The sequence below is a fragment of the Kitasatospora sp. NPDC042419 genome (genome assembly GCF_056437345.1).
In genome coordinates, this window is record NZ_JBWKAW010000001.1 from 535,906 (window position 1) to 556,531 (window position 20,626).

At 76.3% G+C, this 20,626-nt stretch carries 16 protein-coding genes and 1 pseudogene; 10 read left to right on the forward strand and 7 right to left on the reverse strand.

The genetic code is table 11. The annotated features are described in order from the left end of the window. Positions 1 to 2 precede the first annotated feature (2 nt). Complete coding sequence (locus AC067J_RS02385) at positions 3 to 839, reverse strand: Nif3-like dinuclear metal center hexameric protein (RefSeq protein WP_478296078.1); 837 nt, start codon at positions 837 to 839, stop codon at positions 3 to 5. Between the two features lie 512 nt (positions 840 to 1,351). Here AC067J_RS02385 and AC067J_RS02390 point away from each other — a divergent pair. The 4 genes from AC067J_RS02390 (at position 1,352) to AC067J_RS02405 (ending at position 8,048) form a co-directional block, all read left to right on the forward strand. After that, a complete protein-coding gene (locus tag AC067J_RS02390; protein WP_478296079.1) occupies positions 1,352 to 4,660 on the forward strand; it encodes a class III lanthionine synthetase LanKC N-terminal domain-containing protein in 3,309 nt (1,102 codons plus the stop codon). Continuing rightward, a complete protein-coding gene (locus AC067J_RS02395; protein WP_478296080.1) occupies positions 4,657 to 6,663 on the forward strand; it encodes an alpha/beta hydrolase family protein in 2,007 nt (668 codons plus the stop codon). The genes AC067J_RS02390 and AC067J_RS02395 overlap by 4 nt, the downstream gene beginning before the upstream one ends. Positions 6,664 to 6,833: 170 nt before the next feature. Then, complete coding sequence (locus AC067J_RS02400; protein WP_218197992.1) at positions 6,834 to 6,977, forward strand: VenA family class IV lanthipeptide; 144 nt, start codon at positions 6,834 to 6,836, stop codon at positions 6,975 to 6,977. 897 nt (positions 6,978 to 7,874) lie between these two features. Next, a complete protein-coding gene (locus AC067J_RS02405; RefSeq protein ID WP_478296081.1) occupies positions 7,875 to 8,048 on the forward strand; it encodes a hypothetical protein in 174 nt (57 codons plus the stop codon). A 209-nt stretch (positions 8,049 to 8,257) separates the two neighbouring features. Here AC067J_RS02405 and AC067J_RS02410 read toward each other — a convergent pair whose 3' ends face one another. After that, positions 8,258 to 9,355, reverse strand: coding sequence for an alcohol dehydrogenase catalytic domain-containing protein (locus AC067J_RS02410; RefSeq protein ID WP_478296082.1), 1,098 nt, complete (start codon positions 9,353 to 9,355; stop codon positions 8,258 to 8,260). A 520-nt stretch (positions 9,356 to 9,875) separates the two neighbouring features. Between AC067J_RS02410 and AC067J_RS02415 the strand changes: the two are divergent. Continuing rightward, positions 9,876 to 10,100: pseudogene (locus AC067J_RS02415) on the forward strand (IS5/IS1182 family transposase); the annotation flags it as partial. 32 nt (positions 10,101 to 10,132) lie between these two features. Here AC067J_RS02415 and AC067J_RS02420 read toward each other — a convergent pair. Both AC067J_RS02420 and AC067J_RS02425 read right to left on the reverse strand, forming a co-directional pair. Beyond that, complete coding sequence (locus tag AC067J_RS02420) at positions 10,133 to 10,213, reverse strand: DUF6210 family protein (protein ID WP_478296360.1); 81 nt, start codon at positions 10,211 to 10,213, stop codon at positions 10,133 to 10,135. 7 nt (positions 10,214 to 10,220) lie between these two features. Further along, positions 10,221 to 10,736 (reverse strand): hypothetical protein, encoded by a 516-nt coding sequence (locus AC067J_RS02425; RefSeq protein ID WP_478296083.1) that lies wholly within the window; start codon positions 10,734 to 10,736, stop codon positions 10,221 to 10,223. Between AC067J_RS02425 and AC067J_RS02430 the strand changes: the two genes are divergently transcribed. The 4 genes from AC067J_RS02430 (at position 10,735) to AC067J_RS02445 (ending at position 15,600) form a co-directional block, all read left to right on the forward strand. After that, positions 10,735 to 11,388 (forward strand): class I SAM-dependent methyltransferase, encoded by a 654-nt coding sequence (locus tag AC067J_RS02430; RefSeq protein WP_478296084.1) that lies wholly within the window; start codon positions 10,735 to 10,737, stop codon positions 11,386 to 11,388. The genes AC067J_RS02425 and AC067J_RS02430 overlap by 2 nt on opposite strands. Before the next feature lie 326 nt (positions 11,389 to 11,714). After that, the gene (locus AC067J_RS02435) at positions 11,715 to 13,022 is read left to right on the forward strand and encodes a hypothetical protein (RefSeq protein WP_478296085.1); all 1,308 of its coding nucleotides are present in this window, start codon (positions 11,715 to 11,717) and stop codon (positions 13,020 to 13,022) included. 39 nt (positions 13,023 to 13,061) lie between these two features. Further along, on the forward strand, positions 13,062 to 14,249 hold the full coding sequence (locus AC067J_RS02440; protein ID WP_478296086.1) for an N-acetylmuramoyl-L-alanine amidase: 1,188 nt from the start codon (positions 13,062 to 13,064) through the stop codon (positions 14,247 to 14,249). 391 nt (positions 14,250 to 14,640) lie between these two features. Continuing rightward, positions 14,641 to 15,600: a hypothetical protein gene (locus AC067J_RS02445; protein WP_478296087.1), complete on the forward strand. Its 960-nt coding sequence runs from the start codon at positions 14,641 to 14,643 to the stop codon at positions 15,598 to 15,600. 324 nt (positions 15,601 to 15,924) lie between these two features. Here the strand turns inward: AC067J_RS02445 and AC067J_RS02450 are convergent, their stop codons facing one another. The 3 genes from AC067J_RS02450 to AC067J_RS02460 form a co-directional block, all read right to left on the reverse strand. Beyond that, entirely contained in the window at positions 15,925 to 17,094 is a 1,170-nt protein-coding gene (locus AC067J_RS02450) for a glucosidase family protein (protein WP_478296088.1), read from the reverse strand. Then, positions 17,091 to 17,927, reverse strand: a complete 837-nt coding sequence (locus tag AC067J_RS02455) for a class I SAM-dependent methyltransferase (protein WP_478296089.1) — start codon at positions 17,925 to 17,927, stop codon at positions 17,091 to 17,093. Before AC067J_RS02455 ends, AC067J_RS02450 begins: the two co-directional genes overlap by 4 nt. Before the next feature lie 161 nt (positions 17,928 to 18,088). Next, on the reverse strand, positions 18,089 to 19,399 hold the full coding sequence (locus AC067J_RS02460) for a glycosyltransferase family 4 protein (protein ID WP_478296090.1): 1,311 nt from the start codon (positions 19,397 to 19,399) through the stop codon (positions 18,089 to 18,091). A 304-nt stretch (positions 19,400 to 19,703) separates the two neighbouring features. Here AC067J_RS02460 and AC067J_RS02465 point away from each other — a divergent pair, with 304 nt between their 5' ends. Beyond that, positions 19,704 to 20,489 carry a TetR family transcriptional regulator gene (locus tag AC067J_RS02465; RefSeq protein ID WP_478296091.1) on the forward strand — a complete coding sequence of 262 codons (786 nt, stop codon included), beginning with the start codon at positions 19,704 to 19,706 and terminating at the stop codon, positions 20,487 to 20,489. Positions 20,490 to 20,626: the final 137 nt, after the last annotated feature.

Consider the following 20,626-nt stretch of genomic DNA (forward strand, 5'->3'; position numbering starts at 1 on the left):
GGTCAGGCGGGGAAGGACATGGGGGCGTGCGCGGTCCACGGGTCGGTGACCGTGTGGGAGACCTTCGTCTCCACGGCCCAGCCGCGCTTCTCGCCGGCGCCGTGCAGCGCCCGCTCGGCCAGGGTGAGCCAGGGCCACTCGGTGGCCCAGTGCGCGGCGTCGACCAGGGCGATCGGCGCCGACTCGGCGGCCTCCGAGGCCGGGTGGTGGCGCAGGTCGGCGGTCAGGTAGGCGTCGACGCCGGCCGCGCGCACCTCGGCGAAGAGGCTGTCGCCGGAGCCGCCGCACACGGCGACCCGGCTGACCAGGCGGTTCGGGTCGCCGGCGACCCGGACCCCGGTGGCGGTGGCCGGCAGGCCCGCGGCGACCTTCGCGGCGAACGCGGCGAGCGGCAGCGGGGGCTCCAGCAGGCCGACCCGTCCGGTGCCGCGCCGGCCCAGCGGGTCGGTCGGGTCCGGGACCAGCGGGCCGGTCACGGTGACGCCGACCGCCTCGGCGAGCGCGTCCGAGACGCCCGGGTCGGCGTGGTCGGCGTTGGTGTGGGCCACGTGCAGGGCGATCCCGTTGCGGATCAGGGTGTGCACGACGCGGCCCTTGAAGCCCGTGGCGGCGACGGTCGTGGTGCCGCGCAGGTAGAGCGGGTGGTGGGTGACGACCAGGTCGGCCCCCCACTCGACGGCCTCGTCGACGACCGCCTGCACGGGGTCGACGGCGAACAGCACGCGGCGGACCTCGGCCTGAGGGTCTCCGCAGACCAGGCCGACGGCGTCCCAGGACTCCGCCCACTGCGGCGGGTACAGCTCTTCGAGGGCGGCGATGACGTCGGACAGTTTCGGCACCTGTCGAGACTACCGTGCGCGCGGGGCGGCCGGGCCGCCCGGTTCGCACGTCCGCCGGTGCGGGGCGGGGCGTACAGGTGCGCGTCAACCTGCGGTTCGGGGTACGGGGGCGGGCGGTGGGCGCTGTTCGGAGGGCGCTCGGGCGCGGTTCGCGCCGGGCCGCAGGGCGCACGCCGCGCACAGGGGGCGGCTCGCACGAATTCGAAACGGCGCCCAGATCACCCTTACGAGTGAAGTGACTGGTTTCGCATTGAGCATCCCCGGCTACCGAAAGTAACTTCACTTCTGCGAACGGGAGTTGCCCCGACCCGAGGATCGGGAGGCGCTCCGCCGGTCCGCGGGCACGGACCCGCCGGACCGCGGGCCGAGGCTGGACCGGGCCCGGGCGGACGCGGCCGGGCAGGACTCCCGCTCCTTTCCGAGAAACCGACGCAGGCCGTGGCCGTGTGCCCCGGTGCCGGAGCAGTGGGCACCCGCGGGGCACCGGCCCAGACGAAGGGATGTGGTGGCGAATGCGAGCGGGCACATCGCTGCGTACGGCCGGGGGAACGGACTCGGCGGGCCACGGGACGGATGCGGCCGGCCCGTGGCCCGAGCTGGCGCGGGCGGCACTGGCCGGCGCCGGGAGCCGGGGAGGCGGCGGCGACTGGCAGGTCACCGCCGAGGGCTTCTGGTGCACGGCCAGGCCGTCCGCGGGCGAACTCGCGGGCGAGGGCTGGAAACTCCACGTCAGCGCCGCCTCCGCGGTCGGCGGCGCGGTGCTCGCCGCCGTCACCGAAGTCCTGGCCGAGGACCCGTGCGCGTTCAAGTTCGCCGCCGGGGCGGCCCAGCTGCACGAACTCAACTCACGCAACAGCGACCGGGGTTCGGCGGGCAAGTTCATCACCGTCTACCCGGGCGGCGAACCGCAGTTCCGGCGGCTCGCCGCCGCGCTGCACCGCGCCACAGACGGCCTGCCCGGCCCGGTGGTGCTCTCCGACCGCCCGTACCGGCCGGGCAGCCTCGTCCACTACCGGTACGGCGCCATCGCCGCCCGCGCCGAGCTCGGCAACGACGGCGGCTACCGGTCCATGCTGCACGGGCCCGGCGGCGAACGGGTCGAGGACGTGCGCGGCGCCACGTACCGCTGCCCGCCGTGGGCCCGCGACCCGCTGCGCGACCCCGCCCCGGACGGGCGCCCCGGCGCCGGCAGACCGCCCGCACGGCGGCGCGGCAGCGGCGGAGTCCTGCTGGCCGGGCGGTACGTCGTCACCGGGGCCATCCGGCACGGCGCCAAGGGCGGCGTCTTCCTCGGACGCGACACCGACGGCGGCGAGGAGGTCGTGGTCAAGCAGGCGCGCGCCCACATCGAGGTGGACCGGGCCGGCACCGACGCCCGCACCGCGCTGCGGCACGAGGCCGCCCTGCTGGCCCGGCTCGACGGGCAGGGGCTGGCACCGCGACCGGTCGAACTGGTCGAACAGGACGACTCGCTGTTCCTCGTGCAGGAACGAATCGCCGGACAACCGCTCGGCAGCTGGGTCGCGGCCCGGCTGCGCCGCGACGGCAGCCCCGACGTCGACTGGGCCGAGGCCGAGCCGGTGGCCCACGCCCTGCTCGACCTGGTCGAGCGGGTGCACGAGCAGGGGCTCGTCCTGCGCGACCTCTCCCCCGGCAACGTGCTCGTCCTGCCCGACGGCTCGCTGCGCCTGGTCGACCTGGAGCTGGCCGCCGAGGCCGGCAGCCGGTCCGGCTCGGCCGGCACCCCCGGGTACCGCGCCCCCGAACAGGGGCCCGGGCGGCTCACCCTGGTCACCGACGGCACCTGCACCGCCGAACCGGAGGCCGACCTCTACGCCCTCGGCGGGCTCCTCTTCCTGCTCGCCACCGGCCACGACCCGCTGCTGCCCGAGGACCTCCCGCGCGCCCGCCCGGTCGCCGACCGCCTGGGCCGCTGGCTCGCCCTCGCCGCACGCTCCGGCACCACCGCCCGCCGGCTCGCCCCGGCCGTCCTGGGCCTCCGCGCGGAGGAGCCCCGGCGGCGGTGGGGCGTGGCCCGCGCCAGGGAGGCACTGACCGGGGAGGCGCAGGCAGAGGCATGGACGGCCACGCCCGGGCGCCGACCGCACGAAGCGGCGGGATCCCGCGACAGCGGCGCGTCCGCACCGGGTAGCCGCTCACTCCCCTGGCTCGGCACGCAGCGGCCCGTCGGCGGCGCCGACTCGGGGTCGGGCAGCGGCATCACCTCCGGCTTCGGCACCGACAGCGGCTCGGACTCGGGCAGCGGCTCCGACACCGGCACCGGCACTGGCACTGGCACCGGCACCGGCGCCACCCCGCGTGCCACCTCCCGTCACACCTCCGGCCCGGGCGTCGACGGAGCAGACGGAGCCGACGGCAGCAGCGACAGCGGTGTCGTCGACCGGGTGCTGCACGACGGCCTGCGCCACCTCGCCGCCACCGCGACGCCGTTGCGGCGGGACCGGCTCTGGCCGGTGGTCCCGGCCGGCGAGCGGTCGGACCCGTGCAACGTGCAGCACGGTGCGGCCGGGGTGCTGGCCGTCCTCGCCCGGGCGGCCGGGACCGGTGAGCTCCCGGCCGAGGTCCGGTCGGTGGCCCGGACGACGACCCGGACCGCCGCCGAGTGGATCGAGCGGCGCTGCGCCGCCGAGCCGGTGGTGCTGCCCGGCCTGCACTTCGGTCGGTCCGGCGCCGCCTGGGCGCTGCTGGACGCCGCCGGCGCGCTGGACGACCGCGCGCTGGCCGGACGGGCGGCGGAGCTCGCCCTGCGGATAGCCGTCGAGTGGCCCAACCCCGATGTCTGCCACGGCGCGGCGGGCGCCGGCCTCCTCCAGCTCCGCTTCGCCGCGGAGGCGTCCTGCGCCGCGCCGGCAGGTGTCCCGTCGGCCGACGGAACACCGACTCCCGGAACACCTGCCGCCGAGTCCTCCGTCGGCCGGACGCCGGCCGACGCCGCACAGGACGCCCCCGGACAGGACGGCCCCACGCAGGCCGCCGCCTTCCTCGACCGGGCCGCCCGCTGCGGCTACGGGCTGCTGGCCGCCGCGCGGCAGGCGCCGTACGGCACGGTGTGGCCGGTGCCGGAGGACTTCGACTCCGCCCTCGCCGGGATCACCCACCTCGGCTTCGCCCACGGTGTCGCGGGCGTCGGCGCCTTCCTGCTGGCCGTGGCCGAGGCCACCGGCGACCCCGCGCTGCTCGAAGGCGCCGCTGCCGCCGGGCGCACGCTCGCCGCCACCGTCCGCCTCGACGGGAGCGGATCCGACGAGACCGCCTGGTGGCCGCAGAGCGCCGCCGACCCCGCGCACGTCCGGCTCGCGCACTGGTGCAGCGGCTCCTCCGGCGCGGGCACCTTCCTGCTCCGGCTCTGGCTGACCACCGGTGACCCGGACGCCCACCGGCTGGCCCTGGCCGCCGGCCGGGCGGTGGCCGCCGGGCGCTGGCACAGCGGCATCACCGCCTGCCACGGGCTCGCCGGCAACGGCGAGTACCTGCTCGACCTGGCCGGGGCCACCGGCGACCCGGAGTTCCGTTCCGCCGCCGAGGAGTCGGGACGTCTGATCACCGCCCGTTCGGCGCTGCGCGACGGCCTGCTGGTCCTGCCGGACGAGACCGGCACCGGGTGCGCCGCCGCGTACGGCACCGGAACCGCGGGTGCGCTGGCCTTCCTGCTGCGGCTGCGGCACGGCGGCCCCAGGCTCTGGACGGACCCGGTCCCGTTCGCCGCCCCGGTCCCGGTCCCGGTCCCGGTCCCGTTCGCCGTCACCGACCGGCCGACGGTCGGCCCGGCCGTCGGCCCGACGGAGGCGAGTACGACATGAACGTGGCCACCCGGGCCGCGACGCAGGCACTGCGCCGGCTCAGCTTCACCTTCGCGGCCGACGGCAGCCACGCCGCCTGTCTCGCCTCCGCCGCCGACGGCGGCTGGTACGTGGAGAGTTGGCGTCTGCCGCCGGACGCCCCCGCCGTACCCACCGGGCTGCACCTGCCCGGCAGCCGCTCCGAGAGCATCCGGTCGCAGCTGGTCGCGCTGCCGGACGGTTCGGTCCTGGTGTGTCGGCACGACGGCGACCGGCACGACCTGGTGACCTTGTCCGACGCCACCGACCAGGACGGCCGACTCGTCACCGCCGAGCGGCCGTTGGCCACCCTGCGGGAACCGGGGCTGCGTCTCCTGCCGCTGCCGGCGGGCGCGCCGTCCGGCCCCCGGGCGCCGGTCGCACTGGCCCTTGGCACCGACACCCGCCCGGCCACGACGGTCTGGCTGGTCCGGGCCGACGGCTCGGTGCCGCACCGGGTCGCCGAGATCCCGGGACTGCACGGCGGCGGCGTCTGGCTGGACCACACCGGCGCGCTGCTGGCGCTCGACCGGGTGGGCGGCGGCCTGGTCCGCACCGTGGTGCTGGACCTGCGCACCGGAACGGTCACGCCGCTGCTGGAGATCGGCGAGCACAGCAACGACCGGCTGGTGCTCTTCGACCCGGACAGCCGGTTCGCGATGGTGCGCAGCGACGCGCCCGGCACCGACCGGATCGGCTGGGGAGCGCTGGGCGGCGGCGAGCCGCTGCGGTTCCCGGAGTGCCTGCACGTGACGGGGATGTTCCTGCGCCCGGTGGCGCTGCGCCCGGCCGCCGACGGGGGCCGGGTGGTGATCCAGGTCGACCACGGCGCCGGCTCCTCGCTGGCCCTCTGGCGGCCCGCCGTCGGGAGGCTGGACCCGCTGCCGGTACCGCCGGGGCGGCTCGGCGCGGTCGGGCACTGGTCGGCGGCCGGGCTGCGGATGCCGTACTCGGCGCCCGACCACCCGGCGGCGCTCGCCACCCTGGACGTGGACGCGCTGCTGGCGCACGGCCCGGCGGCCGCCACGTCCGGGCCGGCGCCGCTGCCCCTCCAGCTGGCGCCGCTCGGCACCGGCCCGCACGGGCCGTGGCGGGACACCGCCCTGCCCTGGCAGCCGGGCGCGCCGCGCACCGACACCCGGACACCACCGCCCGGCTGGCGGCTGGACGGCTCCACCCCGCCCGGCGACGGCGGCCGCTGGCACCCCGCACAGAGCCTCGAACTCGCGGGCCCGGCAGGCCCGTTGGAGGCCGTGGTGTACGGCGGGGACGCCTGGCTGAGCAGCCCGCACCTGGTGCTCGCACTGCACGGCGGCCCGGCGGACGCGTGGCGGCTGGAGTTCGACCCGGCGCTGCAACGGATGGCCAGCGAGGGACTGGCCGTGCTCGCACCGAACCAACGCGGCTCCACCGGTTACGGGTTGGCGCACGCGATGGCCATCAGGGGCGCCTGGGGCGGCCCGGACCTCGACGACATCCTGTACCTGCTGGAGGGCATCGCGGGCCAGCGCTCCGCGCTCGGCCTGGAACCGCCGGCCCTGTTCGGGGTCAGCTACGGCGCCTTCCTCTCCCTGCTGGCGGCGGCGCACGCACCGGCCGAGCACGTGTCCCGCTGCGCGGTGGTCGCCCCGTTCCTGTCCGGCGCCCGCCTGCTGGCCGAAGCCGCGACCCCGGTAAGGGCGTTGACCACCCGGCTGGGCGGCGGGGACCCGATCGCGGACGCCCGCGGCCCGCGCGACGTGCTCCAGCTCGCGCACCGGATCGGCGCTCCGCTGCTGGTGGTGCACGGCGACCGGGACGAGGTGGTCCCGGTGAGCCAATCGCGTTCGCTGCGGCACGAGTTGCTGCGGATCGGCCGCACCGAGGGGGCCGACTTCCGCTACGTGGAGGCGGCCGGTGCCGGGCACGAGGTGCTCGCCGAGGAGGGCGGCGCGGTCCTGCACGAACTGCTCGCCGCGTTCCTGCGCACCGGCCGGCCGGGGTAGGACCGGCCGGTCCCGTCAGAAGACTCCCGGGCCCTGTGCGGCCCGGGTCCCGGCCCCGCGCGGCCGGGAACGACCCCGGAGCGGCGGACCGAGCCGCCCGGGGGGGGCGGTACCCGACGCCCGCACCGCAGATCGCGGCGGGCGCGAACACCCAGGGGAGGAATCCGATCATGGAGAACATGGTGGACTTCGAGACCGACCTCGCGGCCCTGCAGGAGCTGCCGGAGACCGAGTCCGTCGAGCTGACCGGCCACGGGGGCGGCTGCCAGTACACCTGTCTGATCCTGACCTGTCTGATCTTCACCGTCAGCTAGTGGTGGCAATCGGCCGGTCCGACGGGTCCGACCGGTCCGGTCGGTCCGGCCGATAGCGCGCCGGTCACCCCGGTGCCCGTGGTGCCGTCTCCGCCTGTCCGGACAGGCGGAGACGGCACCGACCGTATTTCCCCTCGCGCCCGCTCCGCCTCCACCTGCTGTGCGGCGCGTCTCCTGACGTCCGAACTCGCCGGACCCGTAGGCCCGCTGAGCCCGGACGGACCGACAGGCCGACCGGACGGAGCGGCGGCCACCCGGCGCCCCGGCACCGATGCGCCCGGCTGGGGAACGTCAACTGCCCGCCCTGGCAAGAACCCTCACCTCCCCACCTCTCCCGCCCAGGCCGTCGCCCTCGACGGGGCCGAGCGGGAAGCGGGGCGAGCAGACCCTCGCGGCCGCCACAGGATGCCCGTCATCGGTGCGCACGCCGACAGTTCGGCGCGGCGGGAGGGGCACGTCCCGCTCCTGTCCCCCGCCCGGACGCCGTCCGCGGCGCGCTCCACCACCGCGCCGCCCCGGATCCGTCGCCGCCCCGGATCCGTCGCCGTCCCGGATCCGTCGCCGCCCCACCGCGAACCGGTCGGCCACCGGCCGGAGTCGGACGCGGCACCGGCACCGTGTCCGGCGTCACCGGGCGGTCCGGGGTCGCACAACCCGTCCGGGACCGGGTTGCCCGGGACCGTGCCGCGCGCGGGGCGCGTGTCATGATCTCGATAGGATCTCGCCTGCTCCGGCGGCTAAGGTGGCCGGGGCACGGGCCGCGATCACCGGCCGCGCGTGCCCGGAGACGCCCTGGCGCCGCCGCCCGGGTCGAGGGCCCGACCGGGCCCCGGCCACACCGACGGTGACGGCCGGGCGTCGAAGCACCCGCACCCTCGCACGGAAAAGACGATTCTGATGTCCGACACCCTCACCGACACCACCGGACCCACGACCCACGGGACCGGCGCCGACGAGACCACGGCGGAGGACACCGCGTCGCACGGTCGCCACCGTGGCCGGTCCGCCTCCGACGACGCCCCCGAGGTCGACCCGCACGGCCGGCACCGCGCCGCCGCCGACCGGAACTGACCCGGCGGCAGCACCCCGCAGCACCACCCTGCGACAGGGCCCGCCGGACACTCCGGCGGGCCCTTCGCCGTCCCCGGGCCCCGTGCCGCCCCGAGCCGCCCCGAGCCCCGCGCCGCCCCGAGCCCGCCTGCGAACGGGCCCGCCCGGGTCGCGTCCCCCGTCGGTCAGTTCACCGTCGGTCAGTTCACCGTCGGTCAGTTCACCGTCGGTCAGTCCAGCGTCACGATCGTCCGCAGCGCCTCGCCGCTCCGCATCTGCGCGAGCGCCTCGTCGACCTCCGCCAGCCCGACCCGGTGCGTGACCATCCCCTCCAGGTCGATCCGCCCGGCCCGCCACAGCTCCACCACCAGCGCGACGGTGCGCGGCACCGGCGCCCCGCCGTACAGCGAGGGCAGCAGCCGCTTCTCGTTGAAGAACAGCTCCCCCATGCTGAACTTCGCCAGGTCGTCCTGCGCACCGGCACCGATCACCACCACCGCGCCGCCGCGCCGGGCCGCGTCGTACCCCGCCCGAACGGTGGCCGAGCGGCCGACGGCCTCGAAGACGTAGTCGAACCCGCCGCCCGGCAGCCCCTTCGCCGCCGCCTTCAGGTCCTCGGGGGCGAGCGCCTCGGTGGCGCCGAAGGCCAGCGCCCGCTCCCGGCGCGACGCCACCGGGTCGACCACGGTGATCCGGCCCGCGCCGCAGACCCGCGCGCCCTGCACGGCCGCGACGCCGACCCCGCCCGCGCCGATCACCGCGACCGACGCGCCGGGCTCGACCCGGGCGGTGTGGACGGCGGCGCCGATCCCGGTGGTCACGCCGCAGCCGATCAGCGCGGCCGACTCGTACGGCAGGTCGGACGGGACGGGGATGACCGCGTCCCGCTCGACCACCACCTCCTCCGCGAAGGTGCCGGTGCCGTAGAAGCCTGACGCCTCGACGGCCCCGTCGCCCCCGGCTCCCCCGCCGAAGCGGAACCCGGGCGTGCCGAGGCGCCGCAGGCTCGCCACGCAGAGGTGGCCCCGGCCGCGCTCGCAGTGGGCGCAGCGGCCGCAGGGCGCCATCCAGCAGAGCACCACGCGGTCCCCGACGGCGAGGTCCGTCACGCCCTCGCCGACCTCGACCACGTCCCCCGCGCCCTCGTGGCCGGGGACGAACGGCGCCGGCTGCGGCAGCACGCCGCTCATCGCCGACAGGTCCGAGTGGCAGAGGCTGGCCGCACGGAGCCGGACCCTCACCTTGCCCGGGCCGAAGCCGACCGCCACCACGTCGTCGCGGACGTCCAGCGTTTCCTGGCCGGTCTTGTGCAGGATGGCTGCGCGCATGCGGCTGCTCCCGGTTCTGCTCGGATCGAGGGTCGGGCCGATTCTGGCACGACCCGCCGGAGCGGAGTAGAACACGTTCCACTCACCGGCCCGGCGCGGACGCCTCTCCCCGCCCCGCCACCGCGCCTCACAACCACACGTCCGCGCCCCACACCCGCCCTCCGACTCGCCCGCCCACGCCCGGCATGGTCGCCGCCGCATCGGCAGCGCCTTCCGCGACGCGCTCGCCCGGCTCGCCCTGCTCGCCACACAGGCCGGCGGGCCCGCAGGCCGAGTACCGCACCGCCGAACGCGGCGTCGCGACGCATCCGCCGAGGAAGCCAGCCGGATGCCGAACAGCAATGCCGCCGGACCGGCCACGGCGACCGTCACCACCCGCCTGCGCGCCCGCAGCCGTCCTCAGGCCCCGGAACTCCCCGCTCCACCCGCCCGGCACGCCCCTCCGGCGCCGACCGCCGACGACTCCGGACCTCCGGGAGAAGCTGCGCAACCGCCTCTCCGCCACCCCGCCCCGGAGCACGAGCGCCGGGACCAGATCGCCGACCGAGCCCGCCGCCCGGGCGGGGGCGGCCGACCACCGGCCTTCGACAAGGCCGCCCGCCGAGGGCGGAACGTCGTCGAGCGTCGCTTCGCCCGGTTGAAGCAGTTCCGCGCCGTGGCAACCCGGTTCGACAAGCCGGCGGCCCGCTACCAGGCCGGGGTGGTCTTCGCGGCACTGATCCTCCGGCGCGGCGCACCGGCGCGGCGGGGCTCAGGGCCGACGGCTGATCACGGTGGTCAGTCCGAGTTGAACCACACCAGCACGCCGGAACCGTCTGGTGTGATCACCGGAACCCACGCCTCATCGGCTTCACGGATCCGGCACTCATGCCGCGGCGTTCCCGACGAGCCGTTCGAGGAAGCGCGTCGGCCCGGCCTCGGGGTCGAGGTGCAGGCCCCAGAAGTCGATCGGGGCGCCGGGCAGCGGCGCCCCGTGCCGCATGCCCCAGAACGCCGTGGCGGCCACCAGGGCGACGAGGCCGGCCCCGGCGAGGACGTAGGGCCGGACCGGGGTCCCCACGCCGCGCCTGCGGGAGCCGCGGATGTGGTAGAGGGCGGTCGCCGCGTGGACGAGGACGAACCCGACCGTCCAGTAGAGCGACGACCCGTGCTTGGAGATGGTGCAACTCGTGAGGGCGGCGCCCTCCGTACCGGGGGCGGGCGGGCAGGTGGTGACGGTCTCGACCCTGAAGGTCAGACGGTCGACGAGGATCCCGCCGAGGGTGAGCACGCCGAACAGGAGGAGGGGGAACCAGGGGGAGTCCGAGCCGGTCCGTACCGTCGAGTAAGGTCCGACGGCGAGCAAGAACCGAACCGCCACCCCGCCGAGGAGCAGCACCATGTCCGACCTCCTGGAGACCGTGCACCCCGCGCCCGAGGTGCTGGCCGCGTTCGAGGGCGCGACGGGGTTCATGCCCGCGGACGAGGGCCTCGCGCTGTACGCCGCCGCCGTGACCGCCGCCCGCCGCACCGGCCTCCCGGTGCTGGAGATCGGCACCTACTGCGGCCGCTCGGCGATCCTGCTGGCCGCCGCCGCCCGCGAGACCGGCACGGTCGCCCTGACCGTCGACCACCACCGGGGCTCCGAGGAGCAGCAGCCCGGCTGGGAGTACCACGACCCGACCCTGGTCGACCCGGAGGTCGGCCGGATGGACACCCTCCCCCGCTTCCGCCGCACCCTGCACGCGGCGGGCCTGGAGGACCACGTGGTCGCCCTGGTCGGCCGCTCCCCGCAGATCGCGGCACTCTGGGGCGGCCGGCTCGCCCTGGTCTTCATCGACGGCGGCCACACCGACGAGCACGCCACCGGTGACTACGAGGGCTGGGTCCCCCACCTGGCGCCCGAGGGCCTGCTGGTGGTGCACGACGTCTTCCCCGACCCGGCCGACGGCGGCCAGGCCCCCTACCGGGTGTACCTGCGGGCGCTCGCCGAGGGGTTCGAGGAGGTCTCGGTGACGGGGTCCCTGCGGGTGCTGCGCCGCGCCACCGCCTGAGCCGCCCGGCCGACCTGCCCGGCCGATCCGCCCGGTTCAGCCACACACCCGAGCCGCACACCTGAGCCGCTCGCCCATGCCGCTCGCCCGGGCCGCCCACTCGTCTCACCTGCCCGGACCGCCGCCCGTGCCGCCCGCCCCACCGGGCGGAGGCCGGGAATCGACCGACCCGCCCCCCGCGCGATCACGGATGCTCTAACGTCGTGCCGGGGCTGTCGGGCGGGGGCGCGGACGGTACGGTGTCCGCGCGGTCGCGGGCGCCCGCGACCGCGGCACGGCCGCACGACACCAGCAGAGCATCCGGGCAGACCGTGGGGGCTAGCGCAATGACGGACCAGCAGAACACCGCTCCGGCGGTCTGGGACCCGACCGCCCGCGGTGGCGCCGGCGGCTGGGTGCGCGGCCCCCAGCAGCCCGCCGCGCCGGCCGGCCCCCCGCAGGCCCCCGCCGCCCCGCAGCAGCCCCCCGCGGGCGCCGTCGGCGACCAGGGCCCGCCGCTGACCGCCCGCCCGTACCTGGCCGCCGCCCCGGACCCCACCCCGGCCGCGGCGCCCGCTCCCGGCTTCGACGCCCCGACCGCCCGCATCCCGCTGCCGGTTCCGCCCCAGCCGGCCCCGCCCCAGTCCGTGCCGCCGCAGCCCCCGTACGGCGCGCCGTACGACCAGCCGCCGCAGCCCCACCAGCCGCCGTACGGCCAGGGCCCCGCCGGTGCCGCCCCGTACCCGCCCCAGCCGGGCGGACACCCGGGCCCGCACCCCGGCGCCTACCCCGGCCACCCCCAGCAGGGCCACTCCCCGGCGGACTACCCGCAGGCGGACTACCGGCCCGGCTACCCCCCGCCCTACCAGCAGCCGGACTACCCGACCGGCTACGAGGAGGTCGACGACGAGGACGGCCCGGGCAGCAAGCGCGCGCCCCTGCTGATCGCCTTCGCCCTGCTCTTCGTGCTGGCGCTGGGCGGCGGCATCCTCTGGGCGGTCAGGGACACCGGTTCCTCGACCGACCAGGCCGCGCCGTCCCCGGCGTCCGCCACCGCCGACGCCTCCGCGCCGTCCGGGAACCCGCAGCCGGCCCCGGCGCCCACCGAAGCCACCGGCGCGCCGACGCCGGGCGCCACCGACACCGCGTCGGCGAGCCCGAGCGCGACACCCAGCCCCACCGCCGCGGGCGGCCCGAACGCGCAGTCCCAGGCCAAGGCGCTGGACGAGCTGCTGACCCAGGGCGAGAGCGCGAAGGCGCCGATCGGCAGCGCGGTCGCGAAGGTGAACAGCTGCCCGGCCAAGCCCGACATCGACTCGGCCGCGCAGGTCTTCGACAACGGCGCCAAGCAGCGCGACCAGCTCCTGACGAAGCTCGCCTCGCTGGCCGTCACGGACCTGCCGGGTGGCGCGGACGCGGTGCAGTCGCTGAAGTCCGCCTGGCAGCTGTCCGCCGACGTCGACCGGGCGTACGCGAGCTGGGCCCGGGCGGTCGCCGCCCAGGGCTGCTCGGGCATGGCGCCGAACACCGCCGACAAGAAGCGCGCGGACGAGCTCAACCCGCAGGCCACCCAGGCGAAGAAGGACTTCGTGGCGAAGTGGAAGACGATCGCCGACCAGTTCGGTCTGACCGTCCGGACCCAGGACCGGATCTGAACCACCCCGTACGGCACAGGAACAGGACCAGAACCACCCGTGACCCGCACCACCCCCGGCCCGTCCGGCCCCACCGACCCGGCCGAGCCGACCCACCAGGCCGACCAGGCCCACCAGCCTGACCAGGCCGACCACCCTGACCAGGCCCACCAGGCCGACCAGGCGCAGCGGACCGGGGCGGCCGCGCCGACCGGACGGCCCGAACCGGCCGCTCCCCGCCGGCGCTCCGCCCTGCGGCGCACCGTCACGGTGATCGGCGTCCTGGCCCCGCTCGGCCTGGCCGGCTGGCTCGGCTGGCAGGCGGTCGGTTCCCCCGACCGCGGCGCGCCCGCCGCATCACCGGCGAACGCCGCACCGCCGAACGCCGCACCATTCGCCACCGCACCGCCCGCCGGCACCGCGTCCTCCGCCGCGACCGACACCGCACCGTCCGCCCCGGCCGTTCCCGGCACCCCGGGAACGGTCCCGGCCTCCCCCGTCTCCCCCGTCTCCCCGACCGCCCCCGGCACCACCACCCCCGGTGCGACCGCCGCGGGCCCCGCCCCTTCCTCCACCGCCCTCGCCGGCCGCACCGTCCTCCTCGACCCCGGACACAACTCCGGCAACTTCTCCCACACCACCGAGATCAACCGTCAGGTCGACATCGGCAACGCCCGCAAGGAGTGCGACACCACCGGCACCTCCACCAACGCCGGCTACACCGAGGCCGAGTACTCCCTCGACGTGGTGCGCCGGGCCCGCGCGATCCTCGCCGCCCGGGGTGCGACCGTGGTGCTGGTCCACGACGGCGACCGCCCGTGGGGGCCGTGCATCGACGAGCGCGCCAGGGCCGGCACCACCGCCCACGCGGACGCGGCGGTCTCGGTGCACGGCGACGGCGGTCCGGCCGGCGGCACCGGCTTCCACGTGATCATGCCCGCCAAGGTGGTCGCCGGCCGGGCGGACACCTCGGCGATCGTCGCGCCCTCGCACCGGCTCGGCCTGTTGCTGCGCGACAGCTTCCGCGCCGCCACCGGCGAGCCCTACGCCGACTACACGGCGAGCCAGGGGCTGGACACCCGTTCGGACCTCGGCGGGCTCAATCTGTCGACCGTGCCCAAGGTCTTCATCGAGTGCGGTAACATGCGCAACCCGACGGACGCCCGCCGGATGACGGACCCTCAGTGGCGCCAACAGGCCGCCCAGGGGATCGCCGACGCGCTGACGACGTTTCTGACCACCCGGTAGGCGACGCGGCAGGCAGCGCGCCAGGCCCCCGGCAGGCAGCCCGGCCCCGCGCCACCGGTGCGACAATGGCAGGCCGCGCGGCGTGCCGCGAGGCACGTCGTCAGGCGCGTCGCGAGCCGTATCCGCAGGGCGCGCCGTGGCGCACACTGTGAGGTACGCCGCACGGCAGGTGTCCTGAGGAGTCGACAACCGGTGGGCGGGCCGGTGGACGGCAGGGGTCGGAACCGCGCAGTTTGCAACGACTTCGCCCCATTGACGAGCCCGCCGTGCACCCGCCAGGCGGTTGGCCCTAGGCTTCTGGTCCGTTCGGGGTTTTCCGACCGGTCAGCCGACCGCGTCGGGCACCGACACGAGAACCGCCCACCACGACACACCAACGAGGGGAACGTTAGTGAATCTGCGCGCTCTCACCAAGGGAGACGCCGCCGTCGCAGGTGCGGCCGTCCTGCTCTTCATCGCCTCCTTCCTGCCCTACTGGACCGTCGACTGCAAGACGAAGTACTGCGGTGACACCTCGACGAACGCGTGGGACAGCGTCCTGTTCCCCATCCTTCCGTCGGTCTTCCTGATGGGCATCGTGGCCGCCGCCCTGATCCTGGTGCAGCGCTTCCAGGGCCAGGCCGCCGCCAACCGCCAGATCCTCGGCCTGCGGCTGGACCAGTGGGGCATCGCCTTCTCGGTGGCCGCGCTCTGGGCGGCGATCTGGTCGCTCGGCGGTGGCCTGGAGGGCCTCGACCACGGCTTCGGCGCCTGGCTCGCCGTCATCGCCCTGATCGTGCTGGCCGGTGCCGCCGCGGGCGGCCCGCTGATCCCGGTGCTCAAGACTCCGCTGGTCAGTGACAAGCCGGCCGTCCAGCCCTACCCGGGCGGCGGCTACCCGGCTCCGCAGGCGGGCCAGCCCGGCCAGCCGGGCGGCCACTACGGCTACCCGGGCCCGGGCCAGGACCCGAACCAGGCGCAGGCTCCGGCGTTCGGCGGCCAGCCCGGCGGCTACGGCTACCCGGCCGCGCAGGCCGGCCAGCCCGGCCAGCCGCTCGCGGGCCAGCCGCAGGCCGGTCAGCCGCAGGACGTCGCCGCCCAGCACGCGGCGCAGACCGAGCAGGCCCGGCCGGCGCCGGCCGCCGCCCAGCCGCAGCCGGCCCCGGCCGGCGACTTCTCGCCGTTCTGGTTCGCCGTCCCGGCACCGCGTCAGCTGGCGCCGAAGGACAACCCGGTCGGCGCTCCGGTCGGCGAACTGGTCCCGGGCACCTGGTACCTGGCGGTCGAGCAGCGCGGCACCGCGCTGGTCGCCCAGCTCCAGGACGGCACCCAGGGCCTGCTGGCGGACACCGCCGGCATCCAGCGCGGCTGACACTGCCGCACGCCACCAGCACCACCCGCACCACCCGCACCACGGGAACACGGTGCACGACACCGAAAGGGGCGGGACCGGATCTCTCCGGTCCCGCCCCTTCGGCATGTCATCGGCCGCCGCCGGCCCCCGCCCTGCGCGGCACCACCGGCGGGCACGTACCGGCCCCCGGCCGGTCACCGACCCCACCGCGGCCCGTCACGGCCCTGCGCCGCCCGGCAGGGGCGCCCAGCAGGGGCGCCCAGCAGGAGCGACCGGCAGGGGCGCCCAGCAGGAGCGACCGGCAGGGGCGCCCAGCAGGAGCGACCGGCAGGACCGGCAGGCTCAGCAGCAGTCCTGGACCACCAGCCCGGCCGGCAGCTGCTCGCCGCCGAACACCGCCACCGTCGCCGGGTCGCCGCCGAGCGCCGCGACCGTCAGCAGCAGCGCCCCGGCCGTCCAGGTGGTGCGCTCCTCCGGCCAGATCGCGTCGTCCTCGAAGACGTACCCGGTCCAGTACGAGCCGTCGGTGTGCCGCAGGTGCTTCTGGATCCAGCGCAGGATGTCGACCGCGCGGTCGGACTCGCCGATCGCCCAGAGCGCCATGGCCAGTTCGGCGCTCTCGCCGCCGGTCACCCAGGGGCGGTCGCTGACGCAGCGCACGCCGAGGCCGGGGACGACGAACCGGTCCCAGTCCTTCTCGATCCGCTCCACCGCGGGCGCGCCGCGCAGCGCGGTGCCGAGCACGGGGTAGTACCAGTCCATCGAGTAGCGGTCCTTGTCGAGGAACCGCTCGGGGTGGTGGGTGATGGCGTGGCGGAGCCGGCCGGCCGCGAGCTCCCAGTCGGGCTGCGGCTCCTCCAGGTAGTCCGCGACGGCCAGGCCGCAGCGGAGCGCGTGCAGGATGCTGGACGAGCCGGTGAGCAGCGCCTCGTCGGCGGCCTCGCCGTGCTCGTCGAGCCGCCAGGCGATCGGGCCGCCGGGCAGCCGCCGGGCGACGATGAAGTCGAGGGCCCGCCGGACGGTGGGCCAGATCCACTCCAGGAAGGCGTCGTCGCCGGTGGAGAGGTGGTGGTGCCAGACACCGACGGCGATGTAGGCGCAGAAGTTGGTCTCCTTGGCGGCGTTGCACACCTCGCCGTCCGCGAAGCCGCCGCCGGCGCCCTCCACACCGTCGGCGGCACTGTCGGCGGCGGCTTCGGGGCCGTCGACGCCACCCGCACCGGTGCCCGTTCCGCCGCCCTGGCCGTAGGCGTACGCGGCGTACCAGGAGCCGTCCGGGTTCTGGCGCGCGGCCAGCCAGCGGTAGGCGGCCTCGGCGGCGGCGTGCTCGCCGGCGGTGTCCAGGGCCATCGCCGCCTCGGTGTGGTCCCAGGGGTCGAGGTGGTGGCCGGTGTACCACGGTATGGCGCCGTCGGGCTGCTGCTCGGCGAGGATGCTGCGGACGGTGCCGGCGGCCTGCTCGGCGTCGAGCACGCCGTCCAGCAACAGGACCTCGGGGACGGCGGCGGTCACTCCGCGCCGCCCGCCACGTCCGTACCCGCGCCCGCGTTCGCGCCCGCGGCCGTACCCGTACCCGTACCCGCGCCCGCGTCGCCCGCCGTGCCCCGGCCGGCCGCCCCGGCCCGGTTCGGCTTGGAGGCGTAGGCGACGAAGCTCTTGCCTATGACCGGGTTGAGCGCCCGCTCGGCGGCCTTGGTGAGGGTGCTGATCACCGGGGTGCCGACGATGTCCCAGACCAGCAGCTGGTGGTAGGCCTTGACCGGCAGCGCCTTGTCGTTGTCCACGCCGACCGCGCACTTGATCCACCAGTACGGCGAGTGCAGCGCGTGCGCGTGGTGGGTGCCGTACGGCTCCAGGCCGGCGTCCTTGAGCTTGCCGAGCAGTTCGTCGCCCCGGTAGATCCGGATGTGGCCGCCCTCGACCTCGTGGTACTCGTCGGAGAGCGCCCAGCAGATCTTCTCGGGGAGCCAGCGCGGCACGGTGACGGCGAGCAGCCCGCCGGGCTTGAGCACCCGGAACATCTCGTTGAGCACGCCCTTGTCGTCCGGGATGTGCTCCATCACCTCGGAGATGATGATCTTGTCGAAGTACTCGTCCTCGAAGGGCAGGGCCAGCGCGTTGCCCTCCATCGCGACCGCCGACGCGCCCTCGGGAGCCTCGCCGGCCTGCTCCATGGCGGCGAACCACTTCCTGACCTCGGCGATCTCCTCGGCGTTCTGGTCGAGGGCGATCACGTCGGCCCCGCGCCGGTAGCACTCGAACGCGTGCCGCCCCCCGCCGCAGCCCAGGTCGAGCACCCGGTCGCCGGGGGCGAGCGGGAAGCGCGAGAAATCAACGGTCAGCACTGCGGGCTCCCATTCCTTAGGTACCAAATGCTTCTGACACCGAGTCAGAGGAATCGCGTTGCACGAACCGGTCGGCCGGTGGACCGACCGGCGGAGCGGCCGACCGCCGGGCCGACCCGCCGGCGGACCGGCTGATCGGCGGCCCGACCGGCGGCCGCTCGTCAGGCCACGTAGCGCCAGCCCGGACCGGAGCGGGCCCGCCGGCCGGCCCCGGTGGCGATGGCCGCCCGGTAGCCCTCGACGGTCAGTTCGGCGGCGCGCTCCCAGGTGTACCGGGCGAGCACCCGCTCGCGGCCGGCCGCACCGAGCGAGGCGCGCAGCGCCGGATCGTCCAGGAGCCGGCCGAGCGCCGACGCCAGCGCGCCCGCGTCGCCCGGCGGCACCGCGAGACAGGTCTCGCCGTCCGGACCGGCCACCTCGGGGATCGCCCCGCCCGTGGTCGCGACCAGCGGGGTGCCGGTGGCCATCGCCTCGGCGGCGGGCAGCGAGAACCCCTCGTACAGCGACGGCACGCAGGCCACCTCGGCCGAGCGGTAGAGGTCGACCAGCTCCCGGTCGGTCAGGCCGTGCCGGAACTCGATGTGCTGCTCCAGCCCGAGACGGCGCACCGCCTCGGTGACCGGCCCGTGCTCCTTCTGCGGCTTGCCGACCACGACCAGGTGCGCGTCCCGTTCGGTGCGGACCTTGCCCAGTGCCTCGACCAGGTGGACCAGGCCCTTCAGCGGCACGTCGGCGCTGGAGGTGGTGACGATCCGGCCGGGCACCCGCTCCACCGCCGCGGACGGGGACCAGAGGCGGGTGTCGGCGCCGATCGGCACCACCGAGACGGCGTCCGGCGCGGCGCCCAGGTACTCGGCGATCTCGCGCTTCGACGTGCCGGAGACGGTGATGATGTGGTCCAGCCGGGCGGCGACCCGGCGCTGCATCCGGGTGAAGGCGTACCAGCGGCGCAGCGACAGCCGTCGGAGCCGGGTGGGGGCCGCGTCCAGCTCCAGCTGCCGGTCGACGGTGATCGGGTGGTGGATCGTGGTGACCAGCGGGAAGCCGTGCCGGTCCAGCCCGAGCAGGCCGTAGCCGAGCGTCTGGTTGTCGTGCACGACGTCGTAGCGGCCGCGGTGCCGGGCCAGGTACCGGCGGGCGCGCAGCGAGAAGGTCAGCGGCTCGGGGAAGCCGCCGGTGCGCATGGTGGCGTACTCCAGGACGTCCACCGGCCCCCGGTACTCCCCGCGCGACGGGGTGCGGAACGGGTCGTCGGCCCGGTAGAGGTCCAGGCTGGGCAGTTCGACCAGGCGGACCGAGCCGGGGCCCTCGACCTCGTCCAGGACGGGGTACGGCTGGGCGCCGATCACGTCCACGTGGTGACCGAGGCGGGCCAGCTCGCGGGAGAGGTGCCGCACGTACACGCCCTGGCCGCCGCAGAACGGGTCGCCGCGGTACGAGAGCAGGGCAATCCGCAGCGGTTGCGCGGTCATCGTCGGCCCTCGTCTCTGCTGCTGTCGGTGCTGCCGGTCGGTAAAGTAGATCAGGTTTCAGTGTGGTGTGGAGTTCACCGGGAACCAGGTGAACAATGAGAGACCTCGAAGATACCGGCCCGTAGCTTCCACTCAGGAGCCAGGGCTGGTGATTCACGCCACGCCCGAGCACCATGCCCGGGCGGCCCGCCCGAACCGCCGCCCGAGCGGCCGTGGGAGCGGCCGTCCGAGCACTGCCCGGACACCGCCCGGACCGCCGGGCACCGCCGGAGCAGCCCGCCACTCTCGCGCCCCGGGAGCCCCCTTGCCGTCGTCCGCCCTGCCCCCGCCCACGTCCACCGCGCCCACCGCACCGCCCACCGCACCGCCCTCCGCACTGCCGGTCCCGCCGCCCGGTGCTCCGCCCGCCGCGCCCACCTCGGCCGGGCCCGCCGCCGGGTCCGCCACCGGGTCCGCCACCGGTGCGGCGGCCACCGCGGCGGCCGCCGACGCGGGGGCCGGCGCCACCGCCGGCCTGACACCGCCGCTCACCGCACGGCAGGCCGAACGGCGGCGCCGGATCCTGCGCACCGCCACCTCGCTGGCGGCCCGCGGCGGGTACGAGGCGGTGCAGATGCGGGAGGTCGCGGAGGGTGCGCAGGTGGCGCTCGGCACGCTGTACCGCTACTTCCCGTCCAAGGTGCACCTGCTGGTGGCGGTCATGCTGGAGCAGCTGCGCGGTCTCCAGGAGCAGGTCCGGCGGCACCCGCCGGCCGAACGCGAACCGGCCCCGCGGGTCGCCGAGGCGCTCACCCGGGCGTTCCACGCGCTCCAGCGCGAACCGCTGCTCGCCGAGGCGATGGTCCGCGCGCTCTCCTTCGCCGACCGCTCGGTGAGCGCCGAGGTCGACCAGGTGTCGGTCGCCACCGGACAGCTGATCCTGGACGCCATCGGCCAGTCCGAGCCACCGACCGAGGCCCAGCGCGCCGCCGTCCGGGTGATCGAGCACACCTGGCACGCCGCCCTCGTCGCCTGGCTCTCCGGCCGCGCCTCGATCGCCGAGGTCCGCGCCGACCTGCACACCGCGGCCAGGCTGCTCACCCTGCCCTGAATCCGCCCCTCCCCCGTCCCCCTCCCGTTCCACCACCCACTCCTCCCACCCTCTCCCCGCCTTCCCCACGCTCCCCTCGGATCCCCCTCCTGCTCTCCGTTTCCCCTCCGTTTCCCCTCCCGGACTGGAACCTGTTC

Excerpts from the sequence above, each read along its gene's own strand:
- AC067J_RS02435 (WP_478296085.1), top strand. The coding sequence starts at position 11,715 with ATGACGGACCAGCAGAACACCGCTCCGGCGGTCTGGGACCCGACCGCC.
- AC067J_RS02460 (WP_478296090.1), bottom strand. The coding sequence starts at position 19,399 with ATGACCGCGCAACCGCTGCGGATTGCCCTGCTCTCGTACCGCGGCGAC.
- AC067J_RS02390 (WP_478296079.1), top strand. The coding sequence starts at position 1,352 with ATGCGAGCGGGCACATCGCTGCGTACGGCCGGGGGAACGGACTCGGCG.
- AC067J_RS02405 (WP_478296081.1), top strand. The coding sequence starts at position 7,875 with ATGTCCGACACCCTCACCGACACCACCGGACCCACGACCCACGGGACC.
- AC067J_RS02425 (WP_478296083.1), bottom strand. The coding sequence starts at position 10,736 with ATGGTGCTGCTCCTCGGCGGGGTGGCGGTTCGGTTCTTGCTCGCCGTC.
- AC067J_RS02410 (WP_478296082.1), bottom strand. The coding sequence starts at position 9,355 with ATGCGCGCAGCCATCCTGCACAAGACCGGCCAGGAAACGCTGGACGTC.
- AC067J_RS02395 (WP_478296080.1), top strand. The coding sequence starts at position 4,657 with ATGAACGTGGCCACCCGGGCCGCGACGCAGGCACTGCGCCGGCTCAGC.
- AC067J_RS02430 (WP_478296084.1), top strand. The coding sequence starts at position 10,735 with ATGTCCGACCTCCTGGAGACCGTGCACCCCGCGCCCGAGGTGCTGGCC.
- AC067J_RS02400 (WP_218197992.1), top strand. The coding sequence starts at position 6,834 with ATGGAGAACATGGTGGACTTCGAGACCGACCTCGCGGCCCTGCAGGAG.